Genomic DNA, 23159 nt, shown 5'->3' with positions numbered 1-23159 from the left:
AGCAAAAAAGGTGATAAATATTTTCTGTCAAATGGCGGTGAGTTTTTTCCGTATTTAAAAATTGGGAGTAAAATAGCCTCGCCAAATTCAGGGCATAAATTCGCTGATTTTTTTATGATAAACTGATTATCAAGCTTTTATATAATTTTTTATTTCCAACAAATTCCCTATTTTTGCGCCCTTATAAACAAAAATTATGAATAATGTTATTTATTTAGTCCCGCTTCTGGGGATTGTTGGATTAATAGTGATGGCAATTAAATCTGCCTGGGTAAGTAAACAAGATGCAGGTGATAAGAACATGCAGGAGCTTGCCGGTTATATTGCCGATGGAGCAATGGCCTTCTTAAAAGCAGAATGGAAAGTATTAAGCATTTTCGTTGTATTTGCAGCGGCGTTATTAGCCTATTCAGGAACAGTACATGAGGTGAATGGCATAGCCATCCACTCCAGCTGGATCATATCAATTTCTTTTATTATTGGCGCCGTGTTTTCTGCCACTGCAGGATACATTGGTATGAAAGTGGCTACTAAAGCTAATGTTCGTACCACACAGGCAGCTCGTACAAGCTTAAAACAAGCTTTAAAAGTTTCCTTCACTGGTGGAACTGTTATGGGTCTCGGTGTTGCAGGTTTAGCAGTTTTAGGTCTTGGAGGTTTATTTATAGTTTTCTTAAAAGCATTTAATGTTATTGGCGGCGACGGTGTAGTAGATGTGCTTCACATGAAGACAGCTATTGAAGTGTTAACTGGTTTTTCTTTAGGAGCTGAATCTATCGCGTTATTTGCCCGTGTTGGTGGCGGTATTTATACTAAAGCTGCTGACGTTGGAGCGGATTTAGTAGGTAAGGTTGAGGCAGGAATTCCTGAGGATGACGTTCGTAATCCTGCTACTATTGCCGATAACGTAGGTGACAACGTGGGTGACGTTGCAGGAATGGGAGCCGACTTATTTGGTTCTTATGTGGCTACAATTCTTGCTACTATGGTATTAGGACAAGAGATTATTGTGAAAGATAATTTTGGTGGTATGTCACCAATCTTGTTACCAATGGTTATTTGCGGTTTAGGAATTCTTTTCTCTATCGTTGGAACCTGGTTCGTTACTATTAAAGATGAAAAATCAAATGTTCAGAACGCTTTAAACATGGGTAACTGGGCTTCTATGCTTCTAACAGTTGTAGCTTCTTATTTTATTGTGATGTGGATGTTACCTGAAAAACTAATGTTGCGTGGGTATGAATTTTCAAGTATCAACGTTTTTGGAGCAATTGTGGTAGGAACGGTTGTTGGTGCTATAATGAGTATTGTTACGGAATATTACACTGCAATGGGAAAACCTCCGGTAATGTCTATTATTCAACAATCTTCTACAGGTCACGCTACTAACATTATCGGTGGTTTATCAGTAGGTATGAAGTCTACAGTTATTCCGATCTTAACTTTAGCTGCGGGTATTATGGGTTCATACTACTGCGCTGGCTTATATGGTGTGGCTATCGCGGCGGCTGGTATGATGGCTACAACAGCAATGCAATTAGCTATTGACGCATTCGGTCCTATCGCTGACAACGCCGGTGGTATTGCAGAAATGAGCCAACTACCTCCTGAAGTGCGTGAACGTACCGATAATTTAGATGCGGTAGGAAATACTACGGCGGCTACAGGAAAAGGATTTGCGATTGCTTCTGCAGCCTTAACCTCGTTGGCTTTATTCGCAGCCTTTGTTGGTATTGCAGGTATTGATGCTATCGATATTTACAAAGCTCCTGTATTGGCAGGCTTATTTGTGGGAGGAATGATTCCTTTTATTTTCTCAGCATTGTGTATTCAGGCGGTTGGTAAAGCGGCTATGGACATGGTTCAGGAGGTACGTCGTCAATTCCGTGAAATTCCGGGAATTATGGAGTACAAAGCAAAACCAGAATACGAAAAATGTGTTGCTATTTCTACAAAAGCTTCTATCCGCGAAATGATGATGCCAGGTGCAATTGCTTTAATTACACCGGTTCTCGTTGGTTTTGTATTCGGACCAGAAGTTTTAGGTGGCTTGTTAGCAGGTGTTACCGTGTCGGGTGTGTTAATGGGAATCTTTCAAAGTAACGCCGGTGGTGCATGGGACAATGCAAAAAAATCTTTTGAAAAAGGCGTTCTTATTAATGGAGAAATGTTCTACAAAAAATCGGAGCCGCACAAAGCTTCTGTAACAGGTGATACTGTGGGTGATCCTTTCAAAGATACTTCCGGACCATCTATGAATATCCTGATCAAATTAATGAGTATCGTTTCTTTAGTTATCGCGCCTTACATTGCTATGACTGGTACTGATAACAAAGTAGGTAGCGACACGCAAAACGTTGTAGTTGCAACGGATAGTACAGCTGCTGCTGCAGCGAATGCTGATATTGCTGATTTAAAAGGTGTTTATGGTGTTGATGGAGCTCACTCTTCAGTTGCGTTCAGTGTAAAACACGTTATTAGTGATACACGCGGAACTATTAGCGTAGACAGCGGTAGTGTTCATTTTGACGCCCCGCAAGGCGCTAAGATTTATATCCGCATGGACATGGCTTCTTTAACTACTCAAAATACTATGCGTGATGGACACTTAAAAGATAAAGCCGATTATTTTGATGTTGCAAAAAATCCAAAAGCTGTTTTTGAAGCAAATGATATCGTGAAAAATGAAGGTGGCGAATTTGCTTACACAGCACATGGAAAATTAACTTTAAAAGGTGTTACCAAAGATGTGGATCTTAAATTTAATTATGTAGGATCAACTCCGGGTAGTACCTGGAATGCCAAAGGTGAAGAGGTTAAAGCGAATGTAATTGGTTTTAATGGCGAAACAACCATCAATCGCAACGATTTTGGTATTAGTGGTGGTGGAGCTTCTGAAAATGTAAAAATCGAAGTAACATTGGAAGCTGCACAAGCTCAATAATAAAAACAACTACTTAAAATGTTAAATCCCCGGCCCTGGTCGGGGATTTTTTTTGCCCCGCGCTTCCTTAAATGTAAACAGAGGTTGTTTTTTTAGTAAATTTATCTGTAACAGATGAGTGTTCGGTAATGAAAAAAATTCTTCTAGCAGTATTCTTACAGTTTTTTCTTATAGGTTTGGGTCGTTCGCAATGTGTTGCTACTTGTTCAGCCTACAATGTTTCGCCTATCAGTTATTCACTTTTTGCTAATGATGGCTACACCCTGAATTCTTTTTTTGCACCCACTGCAGATGACGGCACCGTGTCAGTTCCGATAGGGTTTAATTTTGACTTTTACTGTGGTACTTACGCAGATGTGATTGTTTGTACCAATGGATTTTTGCAATTTGATTATGGTGTGCCACTCGGGTTTGGAAGCCCCGCGTATTCGCATCCACCGCAGAGTTTTCCTACTGCTGCAACTCCAAATGGATTGGTAGCTTTGCAGATGAATGATTTCGATGTCTCGGCAGGAGGTTCAATTTCATACACAACGGTTGGTAGCTACCCTAACAGACAATTTATTCTCACCTACACCAATGTTCCCATTTGGTACGATGCCATAAACAATGTTCCACCTTTACCCCTCTATAATAGTGGACAGATAGTTTTAAATGAAACAACCAACATCATCGAAATACACACGGCAAACATTCCAATAAGTCCTTACTATGGTACGCAGGGCATCGAAAATACCACAGGTACTTTAAGTGCGACGCCACCAGGTCGTAATTTCGCTGCCTGGTCCGGAACTAACAGCGCGTATCAATTTTCTCCTTTTACTCCGGCTCCGCCTTCTATTATTGCTGGGAGTACACTCATCTGCCAGGGTGCGAGCGATTTTTACCAGGCAGCATTTAACCCATCAATAACTTCGTATAACTGGTCTTTTCCTTCCGGCTGGGCCGGTGCAAGTTCGTCGAGTACCTTCGCTGCTTTTGCGGGTAGCACCGGCGCCCTTTCTTTAACCGCTACCTATACCTGTGGTACTTCCGCTCCTTCAACGCTTAATATTTATGTAAATCCTTCTCCAACGGTAAATATTAGTGTAACTCCCGCTATCATATGTTCCGGCAAAACAGTCACTCTAAATACATCCGGAGCTTTGTCTTATACCATACAACCTGCAAATCTTACTGGCTTGCCAACTTTTACAGATGCTCCCATAGTCTCAACAATTTATTCGGTTAGCGGAACAAACTCGTTTGGCTGTCAGTCATATAAAAACGGAACGGTTGCCGTTCAGGTTAAACCAACACCTACAGTTATCGTGAATAATGGAGCTATCTGCCTCGGAGATTTCTTTAATATTAATGCCCAGAGTACTGCCACCAGCTACACTGTAATAGGTGTAAATGGGAATTTTCTATCAGTCACACCCACATTAACTGGAGAATATTCTTATACAGTAATTGGTAACGGCGGCAACGGATGTATTTCTGAACCTGTGGTCAGTTCTTTAACGGTTAACGCATTGCCGGAAGTTACTGCACTTGCTTCACGCAGCGCGATTTGTAAAAATGAATCGGTTATTTTTACAGCAGGTGGAGCATCTGCTTATTTGTGGTCGAATGGTTCAACAAGCAATAGCATTTCTATAAATCCAATGGTTAATGTTACTTACACAGTAACCGGAACGAACGCGTTTGGTTGTCAAAATTCAGAGGTGGTTTCTGTTCTTGTTAGTGCGTGCACAGGTCTTAATGAACAGGGCAAGGAAATGGCCTTAGCAAAAATTTATCCCAATCCTACACATGGAGTGGTTCAAATTTCTCTAAGCTCAGGCAATAACTTTACTATAGAAGTTTATAATGCTGTTGGTCAGCTTTTACAGTCTCAAAAAATCCAGCAAAGCTTTTCTTCAATAGACATAAGTGGTTATTCTGCCGGAATATATTACATTAAAATTAAAAATGCAGGCCATGCAGAAACCGTAAAGCTTATTAAAGATTAATATTTATTGCTTTATTAGATTCAGCACTTTAATAGCCTGTTCAAAATTACACCAATTCGTTTTTTTTCGTTGTTTTAGGGCCCTACTATTCACTACAAGTATTCTGAATGTATACTCGATTTGCGGATTTAAAATAAAATTTCCAAGGATAGTTATAAAAACACGGCCAGCTTCATAAGAAGGTTGGAAAGATAGTGCGCGTTTGGACTGGTAAAAAGTAAATGGAAGAGAAACGGTTCTTTCTGATTCAAAAAAATAGGCAATTACCAAACCGTGCTGAACTACACTGCCGGAAATTTCATCGACAGCCACTTCTACATAACGTTCGGTGTCAGAAATTGTTTTCCAATCTCTTGCCCGCACAATAAACTTGCACAAGGTTCCTGCCAGGGAAGAAATTTCTTTTTTTAATGAGATGGTGGTTGAAGATCTGTATACACCCTTGTCTTCGCATGCTATAAGTGGTGCTTCTGTCAAAATATAAGGCATAGTTTGGGACTAAAGTTTTATTTCCAGAAATACTGGTGTTGATCAAATGTACTATAAAAAGATACAATATGCACTATAATTTAATACATAGTTTATAACCGCTTTTTTTCGACTGGCCGTAACTTTGAGGATGCGAATTCACATTGGAAAAAAAATAAAAGAAGAGGTTTATAGGCAGAATTTTGCAATTACGGTGTTTGCTAAAAAAATTAGCAGGAGCAGAAACGTGGTTTACGATATTTTTGAAAGGGAGAGCGTAGATACCGACCTACTTCATAAAATTGGCAAAGTTTTAAATTGCGATTTTTTCTCGCTTTATTCCGCACAAAAAGAATACGCTTATGAAGGAGTAAAAAGCTTTCATGTACGTGAACCGGAAGCCGAATATGGCAAAAAGCACGAAAGCCTCGCTCAACAAAACCAGGCCTTAAAAACTGAAATCGCCTATCTCAAGAAAATAATAGCTTTGGTGGAAACAAAGAAGAAAAAAGTTCCCACTAAAAAACGCAGCAAAAAATAAGGTGTAAATTCGTGCCTTAAATTACCTATGAGAATTATTACTTATAACGTTAATGGCATAAGAGCTGCTATGAGCAAAGGCCTTATTGACTGGATGCGTGCTACCGATCCGGATATTTTATGCCTTCAGGAAATTAAGGCGAATCCTGAACAAGTGGGCGTTTTCGAATTTGAAGAGCTTGGTTACAACCATTATTGGTATCCAGCTCAAAAAAAGGGATATAGTGGCGTCGCTATTTTTACAAAAAGACAACCGGTAAATGTGGTTTATGGCTGCGGCATTAAAGAATATGATGATGAAGGTCGTATTTTGCGAGTAGATTTCGAAGACTTTTCTGTTATGAGTGTCTATCATCCAAGCGGCAGTAGTGGCGACATTCGTCAGGCTTTTAAAATGAAATGGCTCTCTGATTTTAACAGCTATATTGCAGACTTAAAAACTAAAATTCCAAATTTAATTCTTTGTGGCGATTTTAATATTTGTCATAAAGCTATAGATATTCATAATCCAAAGTCGAATGCAAACACCAGCGGGTTTTTGCCGGAAGAACGCGATTGGATGGAGCAATTTATCAATTCGGGCTTCATAGATACTTTCAGACATTTTAACCAGGATCCGCATCACTACAGTTGGTGGAGTTATCGCGCAGGTGCCCGGGGAAAGAATCTGGGTTGGCGGATCGATTATAATCTGAGTACGGAAAGTATGAAAGAAAGATTGTCCCGCTCTGTGATTTTACCAGATGCTATGCACAGCGATCATTGTCCGGTACTCCTCGAAATACAATAAGTAGTCTATAGTTTTTAGGGCTTCATCTAAATTGTTTATTTTATCTAGGTTTTAACGCTTTGTTGCACCATATTTGTTAGAGTGTTAACTAAGCGAAATTCACATGAAAAATAGTATAGCAAGCTGCATCATTATTATCACCCTGGTTTTATGTTCATGTGGCGGGGATAAAAACGGAGGTTCAAAATCTTCTTCAGGAGCACAAGGTGGCGTTTTTTTAGGCGGCGTTTTAAAGGTAAACGAGGTAAACGCAATAAAAAGCCTGATGCCCATAGCTATAAACGAAATTTCAAGCTACCATATCGCTTCGCAGGTTTATGAAGGACTTGTGAAATATAATCAGTCAGATCTTAATATAGTTCCAGCTATTGCCCGCTCGTGGGATATTAGTCCGGATTTAAAGGAATATACTTTTCATTTGCGTAGCGACGTTAAGTTTCACAAAGATCCCTGCTTTAAGGATGGCTTAGGAAGATTGGTAGTTGCCAGTGATGTAAAGTATTGCTTTGAAAATTTGTGTTCGCGCAATGTAAATAACAGCGAGTATGATGTAACCTTTAAAGATAGGGTGGAGGGAGCGAATGACTTTTTTGCAGAATCACAATCTGGTAAAGTCAGAACATTTAGTGGAATAACCGTGTTAGACGACTCCACTATTAAAATCCGTTTAGTTCACGGCGATGCTAATTTTCTGAATATTCTAGCAATGCCAGGATGTTATATCTATCCAAAAGAAGCCGTATCGAAATATGGAAATGACATGCGCACTAAATGCGTGGGTACCGGACCATTTTACATAGAAACTTTTAAAGAGGGAGAAGCTGTGATCATGAAAAAAAATCCGGATTACTGGGCGGTAGATAAAAATGGCATCAGGCTTCCTTACCTCGATGGAATTAAATGGAGCTTTGTTCCAGATAAAAAAACGGAGGTAATGGAATTCAGACGGGGTAATTTCGATATGATCTACCGCATCCCTGTGGAAATGTTTCACGATATTTTTGGCGAAATGGAAAGTGGAAAAAAAACCATTGATTTTGATATTTATTCTTCACCTGCATTAAGCACACACTATTACGGATTTAATCTCCAGACAAATCCTTTCTTTTCGATAAAAGAAATTCGCCTTGCATTTAATCTTGCTATCGATCGACAAAAAATTGCAGATTATACCATTAAAGGCGAAGGACGCGCTGCAGACTACGGCATGGTGCCGCACACCGAGCTGTTTGAGAAACAAGGTTATGATTACAAATCTTTAAAGGGCTATAAATATGATCCCGATTCTGCAAGAAAGCTTATGGAATTGTCGGGATATCCTGAGGGCAAAGGTTTGCCGGAGTTTAATCTGGAACTAAACAGTGGGGGGGGCGATAGAAATATTCTTGTTGCGCTGGTAGTTCAGAAAATGCTGAAAGAAAACCTGGGAGTAAACGTAAATATGAATGTGGTAACATGGCCCGAACATATCGAAAATATTCAAAGCGGTAAAAGTGATTTCTTTCGTTATGCATGGATTTCCGATTATCCTGATCCTGAATCGTTCCTAACTTTATTTTATGGAAAACACGTTCCGCAAAATTACCAGGAGAAGTCTTACATCAATTTTAGCCGGTTTAAAAATAAACTTTTCGATTCTTTATTTGTGATGGCCCGCTCAGAAGGTGATAAGGCAAAGCGGTATAAATTGTTTTCAAAAGCAGAGCAGATTGTTCTGGACGAGGCGCCCTGCATGCCACTTTTTTACGATGAAAATTTCAGGCTCGAGCAAAAAAATGTCAGAAATCTGCCTGAAAACCCAATGAATTATATGGATATGTCATACACTTATCTCATTCCCAAAAAAAAGTAGCAATCTTATCAATTGCTGTTAAATCCCGGTCAGACTTTGATCGGGATTTTTTATTAATTTAGAAATTTGAATTTTGTGCAGAAACAATACGTAATCATAGTAGCAGGAGGAGTAGGAAGTCGTATGAAGAGCGATCTTCCCAAGCAGTTTTTGGAGATTGGTGGTAAAGCAATTATTATAAAAACTATCGAACGTTTTTTAGAATATAATTCCGCGATGCGAGTCGTTATTTCAGTTCACCACGATTTTAAAACCTATTTAAAAGAGCTGATTGAAAAATCAGGTTTAAGCAAAGCCGATATTCAAATAACATTGGGAGGCAACACACGTTTTGAATCTGTAAAAAATGGATTAGATTTAATCGAAGATCCTCAGGTGATTGTCGGAATTCATGATGCGGCGCGCCCGTTAGTTTCAGTGCAGACAATAACAAAGTGTTACCAGATAGCCGCTCTGAAAGGAAATGCAATTCCCTGCGTTTCTGTAAACGAAAGCATGAGAAAGCTGAGTGGTACTCAAAATAACTTTGTAAACAGGAACGACTACAAAATTATTCAAACACCGCAATGTTTTTTAAACTCAAAAATTCAGACTGCCTTTAAACAGGAGTATAGTCCTTCATTTACAGACGACGCTACCGTTTTAGAATCCACCGGAGAAACAATAAATTTAGTAGAAGGTAACGAAGAAAATATTAAAATTACTTCACCTCATGATTTAATAATCGCAAACGCTTTACTCAATAAATGACCAACGATGATATAACGGATGCTCTGGAGCTTACCGCAAAATTAATGGATCTGCATAACGAAAACCCTTTCAAGTCGAAAGCCTATACCAACGCTGCGTTTAGATTATCAAAACTGCGTTACGACTTTGAAGGAAAATCACAAGCAGATATTGAAGCCATTGAAGGAATAGGAAAAGGAATTTCCGCAAAGATTTTCGAATTAATAAGCACTGGCACCATTGCTGAACTAAAAAAGCTTGAAGACAGCACACCGCAGGGGGTCATCGATATTCTTGGCATTAAAGGCCTGGGGCCTAAAAAAGTGCGGCAGCTTTGGATCGATCTCCAGGTGGAAAGTGTTGGAGAGTTGTTATATGCCTGTAATGAAAACCGCTTAATTACTTTAAAAGGTTTTGGTGAAAAAACACAGGCCGCTGTAAAACAAAATATTGAATTCAAACTTTCGAACGCAAATAAATTTCATTATGCTTCTCTCGAAAAACCCATTGCCAGCCTGGTTGAACTTATCCAGGAACATCAGAGTGAATTACAGATTGCTGTGGTGGGACAATTAGCAAGGAAGTCAGAGATCATTGACAGGATTGAGGTTTTAATAGACGGAGAATTGTCGTTTGATATTACAGAAGTGCAAAAGTCTATTCCCTTAAAAATAAAGTTCGTTCAGTGCGAACCGGGAGAGTTTTTTTATAAGTATGTAGAATTGACTTCCACCCCTGAGCATTTAGACAAGATAAATTTTACAAGTCTGGATACTAAAGAATTCTCAGATGATTCGGAGATTTATCAGGCATTAAACTTGCAATACATAGAACCAGAACTCAGGGAAGGACTGGGCGAAGTGGCGCTTGCTGAAAAAGAAGCTATCCCTCAATTAATTGAATTAAGCGATCTGAAAGGAATTTTACATAATCACTCTACTTACAGCGATGGCGTGCATACGCTTAAAGAAATGGCAGATTATTGTCGTGATTTGGGATATTCTTATTTCGGCATTTGCGATCACTCTAAAACGGCTGTTTACGCGAATGGTTTGCCTATTGACAGAGTGATGGATCAACAGTACGAGATCGACAAATTAAATGAGGGTTACACTAATTTCAAAATCTTAAAAGGCATAGAGAGTGATATTTTAAACGATGGTTCTCTCGATTACCCTGAAGAAGTACTAAAGAGCTTCGACTTTATAGTAGCCTCGATACACTCCAATTTAAAAATGACCCTGGAAAAAGCTACAGAACGTTTAATAAAGGCCGTAGAAAATCCTTATACTTCCATACTAGGACATCCAACAGGAAGATTGTTACTTGCCAGAAATGGGTATCCCATCGATCATAAAAAAGTAATTGATGCTTGTGCTGCTAATAAAGTTTCAATAGAACTCAATGCGCATCCCTACCGTTTGGATATCGACTGGCGCTGGATTCCCTATTGTCTTGAAAAAGGCGTGATGATCTCTATAAATCCTGATGCACATCACAAGGAAGGTTTTCACGATATGTACTATGGCGTTTGCGTAGCGCGTAAGGGTATGCTGGACAAAGAAAATTGTTTAAACGCCTTATCTTTGGAAGAACTTGTACTAAAATTTAAAAAATAATGCCGATCCTTAATTCCATAGCTAGCTGGCTGATGAAAAAACGCATGCACCAGATAGAACTTTTTATGAAGTATCCTGTTGATGTGCAGACCGAATGGATGTACAGTTTGGTGAAAGATGCAGCTAATACTGAATTTGGGCTTGGACATAATTTTTCTGAGATAAAAAATTACGAGCAGTTTAAAAAAAACATTCCGCTTAACGATTATGAATCTTTAAAGCCTTTAATAGAAAGAACTAGAAGAGGAGAACAAAATTTACTGTGGCATTCAGAAATTAAATGGTTTGCAAAAAGCAGTGGCACTACCGATAAAAGTAAATTTTTACCGGTAAGCCAGGAAAGCCTGGATGGCTGCCACTACAATGCCGGGCGCGATATGATCACGCTTCAATGCAACAATAATCCCGATACGCAATTGTTTACTGGGAAAAACCTCGCGTTGGGTGGAAGTTTTAAAGAAGATCATTTTGGAGATTACAATTCTTTTCATGGTGATGTGAGTGCTATCATTATTCAGAATCTTCCCATGTGGGCCGATTTTTTCAGAGCTCCCGACGTTAACATTGCCTTAATGGATGAGTGGGAAAGCAAGCTTGAGAAAATTGCCCTGAGCATGATGGATGAAAATGTGACCAGCCTGGCGGGTGTTCCGAGTTGGATGCTGGTGCTCTTGAAAAGGATCCTGGAGAAAAAAAACGCAAAAACCATAGACGAAGTATGGCCCAATTTGGAAGTTTATTTTCACGGTGGCGTGAGCTTTAAGCCCTACAAAGAACAATTCACCAAATTATTCGGGACCAATAAAGTAAATTTTCTGCAGCTTTATAATGCATCAGAAGGTTTTTTTGGTATACAGGATCAGTTAAAAAGTGATGAAATGCTGTTGATGCTTGATTACGGCATCTTTTATGAATTTATCGATATTAAAGATTTATCTTCAAACGATTCTCATAAAAAAGTAATTCATTTAGAGGATGTGAAAACAGGCGTGGATTATTCCATGATCATCACAACAAATGCCGGCTTGTGGCGTTACCAGTTAGGCGACGTGATAAGGTTTACAAGCACGAATCCTTATCGCTTTGTAATTTCGGGAAGAACAAAACAACATATAAATGTATTTGGCGAAGAGTTGATGGTTCATAACACCGACGCTGCTATTGCTGCCGCCTGCGAAAAAACACACGCTATGGTAAAAGATTATACGGTTGCGCCTGTGTTTATGGAAAATAATTCAGGAGCACATGAATGGTTGATCGAATTTGAAAAGGAGCCAAATAATTTTGAATTCTTCGCTGCCGTGCTGGATGAAAATTTAAAAAAACAGAATAGCGATTATGAAGCTAAACGTTACAATAATTTCGTTCTGCATTTCCCTCACGTAAAAAAAATGCCGCAACATAGTTTTTACAATTGGCTTAAGGCAAATGACAAACTTGGAGGACAATACAAAGTACCAAGATTGAGTAACGACAGGAAAATTCTGGAAGAGATTTTGAAACTAAATTCATAAATGAACAGCTTAAACAAAGTAATCCTGCTGGTAGTTTTATCTTTTATCTTTCTTTCTTTTTTGCAAAAGGAGGAAACAAAACCCCTTGTCATTATAACCAAATTCGATTTTTTTACAACCGATAATATTGGGAATATTTATACGGTTAAGGAAGATGAACTTATAAAATATTTGCCTAGCGGAAAATTTTTTGCCCGCTACAGTAACCTCAAACTGGGAAGTATTACTTCTGTAGATGCCACCAATCCTTTAAAAATTATTTTGTACTACCGCGATTTCCAGCAAATGATCTTCCTAGACAATCAGCTTTCAGTTAACAGCGAAATTGTTTCTTTGGAAAAGCTTGGTTACGAGCAAACGGATCTTGTTTGTGCCAGCAATAACAATAGTTTCTGGATCTATAACAAACAAAACAATGAACTCCATCGTTTTGATGAAAATTCAAAACGTATAACTTCTACTGGAAACTTGAAGCAGGTTTTACAAACCGATCTCAATCCAAATTACATGATGGAGCACAATGGCTACTTATATTTGAATTCGCCAGGAACCGGCGTTTATGTCTTTGATATTTTCGGAGCTTTTAGTAAAATTATTTCCATTAAAAATTTACCGCAATTTCAGGTGAGTGAGGATATTATTTATTTTCAGAGAGATAGTAGTTTTTGCAGTTATAACTACACCCTTTTTGAAGAGGCTTGCAAAACCCTACCAAATCTGGGCAAAGCCAGAAGTGTAAAATACAGCAATAAAAAATTGTATTCGGCATTTAAAGATTCTTTGTTGGTGCAGGAATTTTAAGACGGTTTTTTCCGAACCATTTATAAAGAAAAAGCTGCCGTATTTGCCTTTGGCTCTTGTGAAAGATAATTTCTTTTTGTAGATTTAAATTAAAATCCCAACTATGAAATCAAAGCTTCACAAACCCATCAGCACTATTAAAAACACGAGTAAAAAATCTATCCTTTTATTTTCGTTTTGTTTATTGGCAATCATTTCAAAAGCAACCCACAACCGTGCGGGTGAAATTCTTTACAAACGTATAGCACCTTTTACACAAGTTAAAAGTGGCGTTACAGTAAATGTATACACCTACTCTATTACCGTTATTAAATACACGGATGATGGACAAGGTATAGCTGATAGATGTGTAGATACTGTGTATTTTGGAGATAATACGAAGGGTGTCGCTCCTCGGGTTAACGGTGCAACTACGTGTGGTTGTGGATCTGTAAATGGATCAGCGATAGGATGCGGATCGCTGATTGTAAATATGCCTTCTTATAAAGTGAAGTACAATGAATACACAATTATTCACACCTATCCTGGTGCGGGAAGTTATTTGATCAGAACTTTTGATCCTAATAGGAACGGCGGAGTTCGTAATGTTCCAAATTCAATTAACATCCCTTTTTATATTGAATCTATGTTGGTAATAAACGCTTCAACGGGAGTGAATTCTTCCCCTGTGCTTACAAATCCGCCCGTTGACCAGGCCTCACTTTCTATTTGTTTTACGCATAATCCTGGTGCCGTTGATGCAGATGGGGACAGCCTTTCTTATGAAATTTCCACACCCCGAGAACAGAACGGTCAAACTGTTCCAGGGTATTTTGATCCGGAGTCTAGCTGGAACGGATTTACAATAAACCCTACAACTGGGCTTTTGTCCTGGTGCACACCACAATATCTAGCCGAATATAATGTAGCATTTGTTGTGAAAGAGTGGCGTAAAAATACTTTCGGAACCTACCAACTAAATGGATACGTTCTTCGCGATATGCAGATTATCGTAAAATTTGGTGTTGTGGGAATTAACGAAAACGATTTGTCGCAGTCAATTTCTATGTATCCTAATCCCGTGAGTGAAACTCTTCAATTCGATTTTGGAACAAAACTGTATAAAAATGTAGAAACTATGATTTACAGTGTGGATGGCAGACTTGTATTTAAAAATAATGCGAATAACGTTACCGGGAAATCGGAACATTCTCTGAATGCGCTAGTTCGCGGTATTTATTCTGTAAGTGTTAAAACTGAGTCAGGGACTGTGACAAGGAAGATCGTAAAGGATTAACCTTACCACTATTTAACAATTTTCCAATAGTAATAGATACGCGGAATCTTAAATTTGTATATATCTAATTACTTTGGACTCTCAGAACAATATTCTTCTTCAAAAACTTGACGAATTTATTCGTCGGTATTATAAAAACCAATTAATTAAAGGTTCCCTATACGCGAGTGGAATTTTACTTGTTGCTTTTTTATCGGTTATTTTTCTTGAGTACTTTGGTGAATTTAATACTTTGGTGAGAGGAATTTTGTTTTTTAGTTTCCTCACGGCTACTCTTGCTGTTCTGATAAATTATGTTGCTGTACCACTTCTTAAATTAAACAAGATTGGCAATGTTATTTCGTACGATCAGGCGGCCGCAATTATCGGAAATCACTTTTCTAACGTTCAGGATAAATTATTAAACGTATTGCAACTTCAAAACAATAAACTTTTAAATGGCTCGGATGAATTGTTACTTGCAGGTATCAATCAAAAAATAAACGAATTAAAGCCAGTTCCGTTCACTACTGCGGTTGATTTAAATGAAAATAGAAAATATTTAAAATACCTTTTACCACTTCTCTTCGTAACTACAGGTATTGCGATTATATGGCCACAAATCATTTCAAAAAGTACTACCCGTTTGGTTAATTACCAAACCTATTACGAAAAGGAAATGCCTTTTCATTTTAACATTCAGAATAAAAACCTTCAGGCTTTACAAACTCAGGATTATAAACTTGAGGTGAAAATGACAGGCGATCAGATTCCGAACGAAGTCTATATTGAAGTAAAAGGAATTGAATACAAGTTAGAGAAGGATGATAATATTTCCTTTCACTATACTTTTTCTAATATTCAGAATTCCACAGAATTTCAATTAAGTGCTGCCGGATTTTTGTCTAAAGAATATGAATTAGAAGTTTTACCAAAACCTTCTTTACTGCAGTTTAATTTGCAATTGGTATACCCGGCGTATCTTAACAAGCCGAACGAAAATCTCGCGAACACGGGCGATCTGCAAGTTCCACAAGGCACAAAAATAAACTGGCTTTTTAATACAAAAAATACAGACAAATTAAGCCTCAGGTTCAGTGATAGTCTTGCGTCTCCTGCACGCAGCAGCGAAGACCAGTTTAGTTTTTCGCGTCGTTTTTTTCAGAATAATAATTACACCATCAAAGCATTAAATCAGTTTGTTGCAAACGCCGCCGATTCTGTAAACTATTCTATCAACGTTATTGCAGATCAGTTTCCAAACATTGATGTGAGTGAAAAAGTAGATTCATTAAATTCAAAAAATGTTTATTTCAGTGGGCAGATAAAAGACGATTATGGATTTAGCCGTCTTACTTTTCATTTCAAAAAGTTCAGTAATGATTCAAATGGAAAAGCTGTTGAAACAAGCGGAAGCTTTCCTATTGCAGTTCAGAAAGGACAGGTGAATCAACCTTATTTTTATTTTCTGGACGCGGAACAATACGATCTGCAGGCCGGCGATAAGATCGAGTACTTTTTCGAAGTCTTTGACAATGACGGCGTAAATGGTCCGAAAGCTTCCAAAACGCAGCTAATGGTATTTAAGGCTCCAACGCGCGATGAAATAAACGAATCTACGCAAAAAAATAATACAGAAATTAAAAAAGACCTGGAAGAAAGTATCAAAAAAGCAAAACAACTCCAGAAAGATGTAAATGATCTTGCGAAAAAAATAAACGACAAAAAACAATTAGGATACGAAGAGAAAAAGAAATTAGAAGACCTTTTGAAAAAACAACAGGAACTTCAGAATAAAGTAGACGAAGTAAAAAAGGAAAACGAGCAAAATAATAAGCAGCAAAGCGAGTTTAGTCAGACAGACGAGTCCATTATGGAAAAACAAAAACAATTAGAACAGTTGTTTGAAAACGTTATGACTCCGGAAATGAAAAAACTATTTGACGAGCTCAACAAGATGCTTGAAAAAATGGATAAAAACCAGGTTCAGGAAAAGTTAGAGCAATTAAAACTTACTAATGAAGATATTGAAAAGGAACTGGACAGAAATCTCGAAGCTTTTAAGCAGCTTGAAGTGCAGCAGAAGATGCAGAATGCCATCGATAAACTGGATGCTTTGAAACAAAAAGAGGACGCATTAAATAAAGAGACGGAAGGAAAAAAACCGGAGGACAAAGCAGATAAGAAAGACGATAAAGCGAATAAAGATTCGGAAAATAAAAGCAAAGACGGAGATAAAAAAGAAGATTCGGCCCCGGATAAAAAGGACGATAAAAACTCTGACAACAAAGATTCTAAAAATTCAGATGAAAAAAAATCCGATCAAAAGGACTTAGAGAAAAAACAAGAAGATATTAAGAAGGAATTCGAAGACCTTAAAAAAGAGCTGCAAGAATTGGAGCAAAAAAATAAAGAGTTGGAAGAACCCAATGAAATGCCTAAAACGGGAGATAAGCAAGAGGAGATCAGTAAAGAAATGCAGAATAGTTCTCAGTCGTTAAGTAAAAACAATAAAAAAGAAGCCTCTAAATCTCAGAAAAGCGCGAGTCAGAAAATGCAGGAGATGAAAGACCAGATGGAGCAAGCGATGGAGGACCAGGAGCAACAGCAACAGGAAGAAAATGCGCAAGCTCTTCGTCAGATTTTAGAAAACCTTGTAAACCTTTCTTTCGGACAGGAAGAATTGATAAAACAATTACCTAATACGAGAATAGACAATCCTCAATACGTTGCTATTCCAAAGCAACAAAATAAATTAAAAGACGATAGTAAACTTGTAGAAGATAGTTTGCTGGCTCTTAGTAAAAGAGCACCTCAAATAAGCGCTATTGTGAACAGAGAGATTAATGCTATCAATCTGAATATGGATAAGACGGTTAAAGCATTGGCTGAACGTAATACAGGCGAAAGCACCATGCGTATGCAAACTACCATGACTTCTGTAAATAATCTTGCCCTGCTTTTAAATGAGGCCCTTGAGCAAATGCAGCAGCAAATGAAACAAGCTCAAAAGGAAAATCAGGCCAAACAGCCAGGCAAATGCAAAAAACCGGGTTCTGGTTCAGGAAAAAATCCATCATCGGGTGGACAGCCGGCTTCCAGTATGCGTAAATTGCAGGAGCAACTGAACCAGCAGTTGAAGGATATGAAGGAGGCCATGGAAAAAGGACAAAAACCTGGCGGAGAAAAACCCGGCGATAAAAAAGGGCAGAAACCTGGACAAGGTATGCCAAATGGCCAGTCGGGCTCGATGATGCCTGGCAACAGTGAACAATTTGCTAAAATGGCTGCTCAACAGGAAGCTTTGCGCAGACAGATGCAGTCTATGATGGACAAATTAAAAAATAAGGGCAAAAATCCAGGTGGAGATTTGGCCAACATGATGGAGGAAACAGAGCGGGAACTGGTTAATAAACAGCTTACTAATCAAACCATGCAACGTCAGCAAGAGATCTTGAGTCGGCTGCTGGAAAGTGAGAAAGCTGAACGGGAGCGGGAGCAGGACGAACAAAGAAAAAGTAATGAGGCGAAAAATGAAAATTTAAGCAACCCTGGTCAGTTTTTGGAGTATAAAAGATTGAAAGAAAAGGAAATGGAATTGTTAAATACTGTGCCGCCTAGTCTTACGCCGTACTACAAGGAAAAAGTAAATAATTATTTTAACAGTTTAAGTAAATGATACCAACTAAATACCAAACTTTAAAAATAAACTCAAATACCCAGAGCCTGAGGTTGGTTGAGCGTTTGATTGAAGATGTTTGCCAGGTATATGGTGTAAATGAAGATTGTTATGGTAATATGCTTATAGCTGTTACAGAAGCCGTAAATAATGCGATTCATCATGGCAACCAGGATGATCCGGATAAAGTTGTACGCATAGGTTTTGAATCTGACAATGCGAAATTAACTTTTTCAATAACAGATGAAGGTCCAGGTTTCGATTATACGAATTTACCTGATCCTACAGATCCTGCTAATATTGATAAAATAAGTGGAAGAGGGGTTTTTTTAATGCAAAATCTTTCCGATTCTATTGCTTTTGAACAAAACGGAAAAAGAGTTTTGCTGGGCTTTAATGCTTAATGTAACAAATGAATTTATTTAAAAAGACCCTCTTCAAAAAAGAGGGTTTTGTTTTGGATGTAAGTGTGAAAAAAGACGAAAAAGCCCTTTATCATTTCTCTAAGAACATCTTTGGCAGTATATTTATACTTCAATCATGATGCGACCCTCAGCTAAAATAGTTTTCTTTTTAATGCTTGTGTTTTTTGTGAAAAGTTCATTTTTCGCACAAGTGCAGGTAGGCATGTCGCAACCAAAACAAAATGGTCCTGATAAATTGGCCATGCAGTATTATGAGCAGAAGGAGTATGAAAAAGCAAATGCTTATTTTGAAGATCTTTTCGATAAAAATCCAACAGCCTGGTATGCATTTTATTTTAAAAGTTTATTAGGTGCTAAGGAGTATTCAAAGGCAGAAAAAATTACGAAGCGACAATTAAAACAAAATAAACAAAACGTTTTTCTTTATGTTTTTCTTGGACGTGTTTATAAGTTAGAAGGCGATGAAAAAAAAGAGAAAGAAGCTTACGAAAAAGCTATTAAAGAACTTGAGCCTGTACAACCGAATATAGAAAATTTAGCTTCCGCTTTTAAAGAAGATAAGTTATACGAATATGCTATAGACGTGTACAACAAAGGCAGAAAGGCTTCCCCTGATTATCCTTACTTTTACGAGCGGGCAGAGGTATATAAAGCTAAGAACGATCTTTCGGCCATGATTAATGAGTACCTCGATGCCCTTGAATTTCGGGACTCAGAAATACAAGCAGTTCAAACTAATCTTCAAAATTCGCTTGGCTATGATGATGAACAAGGCGGAATAAAAAATCCTTTATTAAAACAGGAATTGCAAAAACGTATTCAGAAACATCCTGATAAAATAATTTTAAGCGAATTCTTAATTTTCATCCAAAAACAACAAAAAGATTTTGATGGTGCTTTTGTTCAGTCACGCGCGCTTGATAAACGTTTAAAGGAAGACGGGCAACGCATTTACGAACTTGCAAAAATCTGCGTCAGCAATCAGCAATGGGACGTGGCAAAGCGTTGTTACGATTATTTAATTGAAAGAGGACCGGAAAATGTATTTTACGATTCATCAATTATTGATGGATTAAACGTGGAATATCTTGCACTGACTCAAAAAGCGCAACCATCTAAAGAAGAATTGCTCGCGCTCGAACAAAAGCTTACCAAGGCAAACGACAAATACAAAGACAATTTTTTAAATCCTGTTATTTTAAAAAATCTCGCCCATCTTAAAGCCTATTATCTCAATAAAAGCGATGAAGCCATTGAGCTGCTCAACAACTTTGTAAATCTTTCAGGGCTTGAGGCAAACAGCAAAGCAGAATACAAAATTATGCTTGCGGATATATACTTAATTAAAGGAGAGATCTGGGAAGCCTCATTATTATATTCACAGGTCGAAAAAACTTTTAAATACGAAGCTATCGGACAGGAAGCAAAATTCAGAAATGCTAAGTTGAGTTTTTATGCAGGAGATTTTACCTGGGCTAAAACACAGGCCGATGTTCTGAAAGGAGCCACAACAAAGTTAATAGCGAATGATGCATTGGATCTGAGTCTGATAATAACGGATGCTATTGGTGTAGACACCAATGACCTTCCTCTAAAACTTTTTGCAAGTGCTGAACTCATGGTTCTCCAACATCGCTATACAGAGGCGATCGCGCGTATGGACAGCATTAATTTGTTATTCAGTACAAATACTTTAGGCGATGATATTTATTACAAAAAAGCACAGATTTATTTTACTTTAGGCAAATTTCTGGATGCTGAAGCCATGTATAAAAACATAGTTGAGTATTATCCTACAGATTTATATGGTGATGATGCGCAGTTCAAATTGGCCGAGCTATATGAAAAAAGCCTGAAGGATAAGGAAAAAGCAAAAACAGCTTACGAAGATGTTCTTACTAAATATCCTGGAAGTATATTCACCGTAGAAGCCCGTAGAAGATTTAGAGAAATTAGGGGCGACAATCTCAATAATTGATCTCTTATAATCCGATAATTCAAACACTTACAGTTGATAGTACATTGCACCTGGATGTACTGCGGTTAGACGTTTTGCACGAACATATCAGTGGCAACAAATGGTTTAAACTGAAGCGCAACCTGGATGAAGCCAGGGTAAAAAAACTTGAAACAATTCTAACTTTTGGAGGTGCCTTTTCAAATCATATAGCTGCTACTGCGGCTGCCTGTAAAGAACTTAAATTTAAAAGTATTGGTATAATCAGGGGGGAAGAAAAAGACATTTGTAATCCGACTTTAAAGCAAGCCCGGGAAAACGGTATGCAGCTTCATTTTGTAAGTCGCGAGTTGTATGCCCAAAAGGAAGAATTATTTTTTCAAAAATACGTAGAAGATAATTTTGGAGATTGCCACATTATTCCCGAAGGTGGTAATAATGTGCAAGGTTTACTGGGGTGTAAGGAAATTCTAAAAGCAGAATGGCATTACGATTACATTTTTTGTGCCTGTGGAACGGGAACTACTTTCGCCGGAATACTAAGTTCAAAAAAACCCGGTCAGGTGGTAGTGGGCATAAGCGTTTTAAAAGGCGAAAATAAAATGACAAAGGATGTGGAAAGACTCTTGCGGTCATCCGAAGTCTTGAGTAATAAACGAATCAGGGGCAACGAGATATTGGAAAAAAATATTCTTGATGAAGATTGTATTTTAAATACCTATGCGTTTAAAGGTTATGCAAAGTACGAGCAGCATTTGGCTGACTTTAAAACTATGTTTGAGTCGGTAAATAACTTTAAGCTCGACCACGTTTACACTACCAAATTATTTTTCGCAGTTTTTGATCTCCTGGCGAAAGAAAAACTAAGACAAAACTCTAAAGTATTACTTATTCATAGCGGTGGACTACAAGGCAACAAAGGTTTTGAAGAACGTTACCATTTAATACCCAGCCTATAATTCAAACTAAACCACATGTGCGACTGTTTAGGATCTGTTTTTAGAGAATTGGAAGACAAAATTCTCACAAAGCCGTAACCCACTGATAAATGTTGCACAACCCTTGAAGCGGATCTTCCCACCCTCATGCCAATTTGTGTTTGAATAGAGTAAGCTTCTGTATTGAAAAATGCCATATCGGTACCGTAACGTATGCGTGGGCCAACAAATAATTTAAACCCGTCGGATTTTCCTAAATAATAATTCAGATCTAGTCCGGTTATATAACTTACACCTTTAATGTGAACAGACTTAAATGTAGAATCTGCAGTATAAATATTTCCAAAAGCCGGATCATAGGTAAGAATCAAAGGAATAACAATGCCCAATTTCCCATCCTTAGACAAATGCTCGTAAGATAAATTTAAACGTCCGAACAGAAGCGCTAAAGGTTGAATGCTTATACTATTTCTAAATGCGGAAGCTTCTTTTGCATTTTTCTTAATCGGGGTAGATGAAGCTGTATCATTTTCAGAGAAGACATAACGCGTACCCCGGTAATCTTCCATAAAGATAAGTTTGCTTTTTCTGATTTTTTCAACAGCGGAAGTGTCATTTGTTTTAAAAAAAACATATTCTTTCGTTACCGTTGAAATAATTCCTTTACGTGAGGTCCCATTTCTAAAAACGAGTTTGTCCTGCGCAGAAATAACGGTGCTAAAAAAAATAAATATTATCAGGAATTTGCGCATTAAAAACTAAAACCAAAGTTAAGTCCGAGATAAATTTTTGGGAGTATACTGTAATTTATTACGGGATCTCCCTGCGTGTTATTACTATTGTAGTAATAATTTACCTGCTGTTTATAATCGCCTTTCAATCTAAAAGCACCTAGCCCTGCAATTGTTTTAAGAAACATGTTTTTTCCCAGTCGGGCATGAAAGCCCACATCAACAAGCGTTGCCAGCTGGCTTCCTTTTGCAGGTTCGTAGGTCAATATGGTGCTTTGACCTGTGTTTGTAGAAACAACTTTACTAAAAGAAAAAGAAGTATACTTGAGCATCGCGCCAAAATAAAAAGTAACTTTTCTTTTAAAATGACCGGGATAAAAATTCAGAAAAAGTCCGGCGTCGTAATTTTTTTTGGCATTGTTTAGTAGATTCATGTAGTTGTTTGGCAGAATAACGTTCCGGTTGAAATTATAAGCTGCCATACCGCCTACACCAATTATTTTTGAAGGTACAAGGTGTTCGAAAAATCCTGCAAGGTCTGCGTTGCAAAGCGCGAGTGTATTTAGAGATGCGAAATTAAAAGAAAATTCCTGTTCGTCTTTTGTGATGTCTTTTCGCACAGTGCCATTAGGGTTATAAATAAAAGACTTCTGTGGAGAAGTGTAAACTTCAATTAACCCGCCCTTGTATTCAATAAAAAGCACGTCTGTTTTTGCAATCACTTCGTTTGCATCTCTAAAAGGCGCTCCCGATTCGCTTAGGGGAACAATAGTTATATAGTCGGGAGCAATTTGTAGCACTTTTACAAGACGCATGCTGCCATCCAACAGATAGAGTTTGTCCTGCCCCCTTAAAAGGATTGTGCAGACCATTAAGCTATAAAATAACCATCTTTTCAACCCTTCAAAGATAGTTAAATGCTT

At 37.9% G+C, this 23159-nt stretch carries 17 protein-coding genes; 14 read left to right on the top strand and 3 right to left on the bottom strand.

The features are described from left to right. Positions 1-196 precede the first annotated feature (196 nt). Both CNR22_08055 and CNR22_08050 read left to right on the top strand, forming a co-directional pair. Entirely contained in the window at positions 197-2944 is a 2748-nt protein-coding gene (locus tag CNR22_08055; protein ID PBQ31724.1) for a sodium-translocating pyrophosphatase, read from the top strand. Positions 2945-3072: 128 nt separating this feature from the next. Continuing rightward, positions 3073-4938, top strand: coding sequence for a hypothetical protein (locus CNR22_08050; protein ID PBQ31723.1), 1866 nt, complete (start codon positions 3073-3075; stop codon positions 4936-4938). A 3-nt stretch (positions 4939-4941) separates the two neighbouring features. On the opposite strand, the gene CNR22_08045 is transcribed toward CNR22_08050, so the two are convergent. Beyond that, positions 4942-5427 carry a hypothetical protein gene (locus CNR22_08045; protein ID PBQ31722.1) on the bottom strand — a complete coding sequence of 162 codons (486 nt, stop codon included), beginning with the start codon at positions 5425-5427 and terminating at the stop codon, positions 4942-4944. 130 nt (positions 5428-5557) lie between these two features. Here CNR22_08045 and CNR22_08040 point away from each other — a divergent pair, with 130 nt between their 5' ends. The 12 genes from CNR22_08040 (at position 5558) to CNR22_07985 (ending at position 21526) form a co-directional block, all read left to right on the top strand. After that, positions 5558-5947 (top strand): hypothetical protein, encoded by a 390-nt coding sequence (locus CNR22_08040; protein PBQ31721.1) that lies wholly within the window; start codon positions 5558-5560, stop codon positions 5945-5947. A gap of 27 nt (positions 5948-5974) precedes the next feature. Beyond that, positions 5975-6736: an exodeoxyribonuclease III gene (gene xth, locus CNR22_08035; GenBank protein ID PBQ31720.1), complete on the top strand. Its 762-nt coding sequence runs from the start codon at positions 5975-5977 to the stop codon at positions 6734-6736. Between the two features lie 103 nt (positions 6737-6839). Further along, positions 6840-8588, top strand: a complete 1749-nt coding sequence (locus CNR22_08030) for a peptide ABC transporter substrate-binding protein (GenBank protein PBQ31719.1) — start codon at positions 6840-6842, stop codon at positions 8586-8588. Between the two features lie 66 nt (positions 8589-8654). Beyond that, the gene (locus CNR22_08025) at positions 8655-9338 is read left to right on the top strand and encodes a 2-C-methyl-D-erythritol 4-phosphate cytidylyltransferase (protein PBQ31718.1); all 684 of its coding nucleotides are present in this window, start codon (positions 8655-8657) and stop codon (positions 9336-9338) included. After that, positions 9335-10936 (top strand): DNA polymerase/3'-5' exonuclease PolX, encoded by a 1602-nt coding sequence (locus CNR22_08020; protein ID PBQ31717.1) that lies wholly within the window; start codon positions 9335-9337, stop codon positions 10934-10936. The genes CNR22_08025 and CNR22_08020 overlap by 4 nt, the downstream gene beginning before the upstream one ends. Beyond that, the gene (locus CNR22_08015) at positions 10936-12450 is read left to right on the top strand and encodes a hypothetical protein (GenBank protein PBQ31716.1); all 1515 of its coding nucleotides are present in this window, start codon (positions 10936-10938) and stop codon (positions 12448-12450) included. Before CNR22_08020 ends, CNR22_08015 begins: the two co-directional genes overlap by 1 nt. Then, positions 12451-13251: a hypothetical protein gene (locus tag CNR22_08010; protein ID PBQ31715.1), complete on the top strand. Its 801-nt coding sequence runs from the start codon at positions 12451-12453 to the stop codon at positions 13249-13251. 103 nt (positions 13252-13354) lie between these two features. Continuing rightward, positions 13355-14527: a hypothetical protein gene (locus CNR22_08005; protein ID PBQ31714.1), complete on the top strand. Its 1173-nt coding sequence runs from the start codon at positions 13355-13357 to the stop codon at positions 14525-14527. A 73-nt stretch (positions 14528-14600) separates the two neighbouring features. Next, positions 14601-18185: a hypothetical protein gene (locus tag CNR22_08000; protein PBQ31713.1), complete on the top strand. Its 3585-nt coding sequence runs from the start codon at positions 14601-14603 to the stop codon at positions 18183-18185. Then, on the top strand, positions 18182-18589 hold the full coding sequence (locus CNR22_07995; GenBank protein PBQ31712.1) for an ATP-binding protein: 408 nt from the start codon (positions 18182-18184) through the stop codon (positions 18587-18589). Before CNR22_08000 ends, CNR22_07995 begins: the two co-directional genes overlap by 4 nt. 136 nt (positions 18590-18725) lie before the next feature. Continuing rightward, on the top strand, positions 18726-20588 hold the full coding sequence (locus tag CNR22_07990) for a hypothetical protein (protein ID PBQ31711.1): 1863 nt from the start codon (positions 18726-18728) through the stop codon (positions 20586-20588). Then, the gene (locus CNR22_07985; GenBank protein PBQ31710.1) at positions 20585-21526 is read left to right on the top strand and encodes a 1-aminocyclopropane-1-carboxylate deaminase; all 942 of its coding nucleotides are present in this window, start codon (positions 20585-20587) and stop codon (positions 21524-21526) included. The genes CNR22_07990 and CNR22_07985 overlap by 4 nt, the downstream gene beginning before the upstream one ends. On the opposite strand, the gene CNR22_07980 is transcribed toward CNR22_07985, so the two are convergent. Both CNR22_07980 and CNR22_07975 read right to left on the bottom strand, forming a co-directional pair. Then, positions 21502-22257 (bottom strand): hypothetical protein, encoded by a 756-nt coding sequence (locus CNR22_07980; GenBank protein ID PBQ31709.1) that lies wholly within the window; start codon positions 22255-22257, stop codon positions 21502-21504. The two genes, CNR22_07985 and CNR22_07980, sit on opposite strands and share 25 nt — an antisense overlap. Further along, the gene (locus CNR22_07975) at positions 22257-23108 is read right to left on the bottom strand and encodes a hypothetical protein (GenBank protein PBQ31708.1); all 852 of its coding nucleotides are present in this window, start codon (positions 23106-23108) and stop codon (positions 22257-22259) included. The genes CNR22_07980 and CNR22_07975 overlap by 1 nt, the downstream gene beginning before the upstream one ends. Positions 23109-23159 lie beyond the last annotated feature (51 nt).

It is taken from the genome of Sphingobacteriaceae bacterium (genome assembly GCA_002319075.1).
Lineage (GTDB): Bacteria > Bacteroidota > Bacteroidia > B-17B0 > Aurantibacillaceae > Aurantibacillus.
Note: the sequence above shows the minus strand (reverse complement) of the source record. Positions and strands in the feature narration are given on the sequence as shown.

Coding starts and splice junctions, on each gene's coding strand:
- CNR22_08055 (PBQ31724.1), top strand. CDS start 197: ATGAATAATGTTATTTATTTAGTCCCGCTTCTGGGGATTGTTGGATTA.
- CNR22_08050 (PBQ31723.1), top strand. CDS start 3,073: ATGAAAAAAATTCTTCTAGCAGTATTCTTACAGTTTTTTCTTATAGGT.
- CNR22_08045 (PBQ31722.1), bottom strand. CDS start 5,427: ATGCCTTATATTTTGACAGAAGCACCACTTATAGCATGCGAAGACAAG.
- CNR22_08040 (PBQ31721.1), top strand. CDS start 5,558: ATGCGAATTCACATTGGAAAAAAAATAAAAGAAGAGGTTTATAGGCAG.
- xth (PBQ31720.1), top strand. CDS start 5,975: ATGAGAATTATTACTTATAACGTTAATGGCATAAGAGCTGCTATGAGC.
- CNR22_08030 (PBQ31719.1), top strand. CDS start 6,840: ATGAAAAATAGTATAGCAAGCTGCATCATTATTATCACCCTGGTTTTA.
- CNR22_08020 (PBQ31717.1), top strand. CDS start 9,335: ATGACCAACGATGATATAACGGATGCTCTGGAGCTTACCGCAAAATTA.
- CNR22_08015 (PBQ31716.1), top strand. CDS start 10,936: ATGCCGATCCTTAATTCCATAGCTAGCTGGCTGATGAAAAAACGCATG.
- CNR22_08010 (PBQ31715.1), top strand. CDS start 12,451: ATGAACAGCTTAAACAAAGTAATCCTGCTGGTAGTTTTATCTTTTATC.
- CNR22_08005 (PBQ31714.1), top strand. CDS start 13,355: ATGAAATCAAAGCTTCACAAACCCATCAGCACTATTAAAAACACGAGT.
- CNR22_07995 (PBQ31712.1), top strand. CDS start 18,182: ATGATACCAACTAAATACCAAACTTTAAAAATAAACTCAAATACCCAG.
- CNR22_07990 (PBQ31711.1), top strand. CDS start 18,726: ATGATGCGACCCTCAGCTAAAATAGTTTTCTTTTTAATGCTTGTGTTT.
- CNR22_07980 (PBQ31709.1), bottom strand. CDS start 22,257: ATGCGCAAATTCCTGATAATATTTATTTTTTTTAGCACCGTTATTTCT.
- CNR22_07975 (PBQ31708.1), bottom strand. CDS start 23,108: ATGGTCTGCACAATCCTTTTAAGGGGGCAGGACAAACTCTATCTGTTG.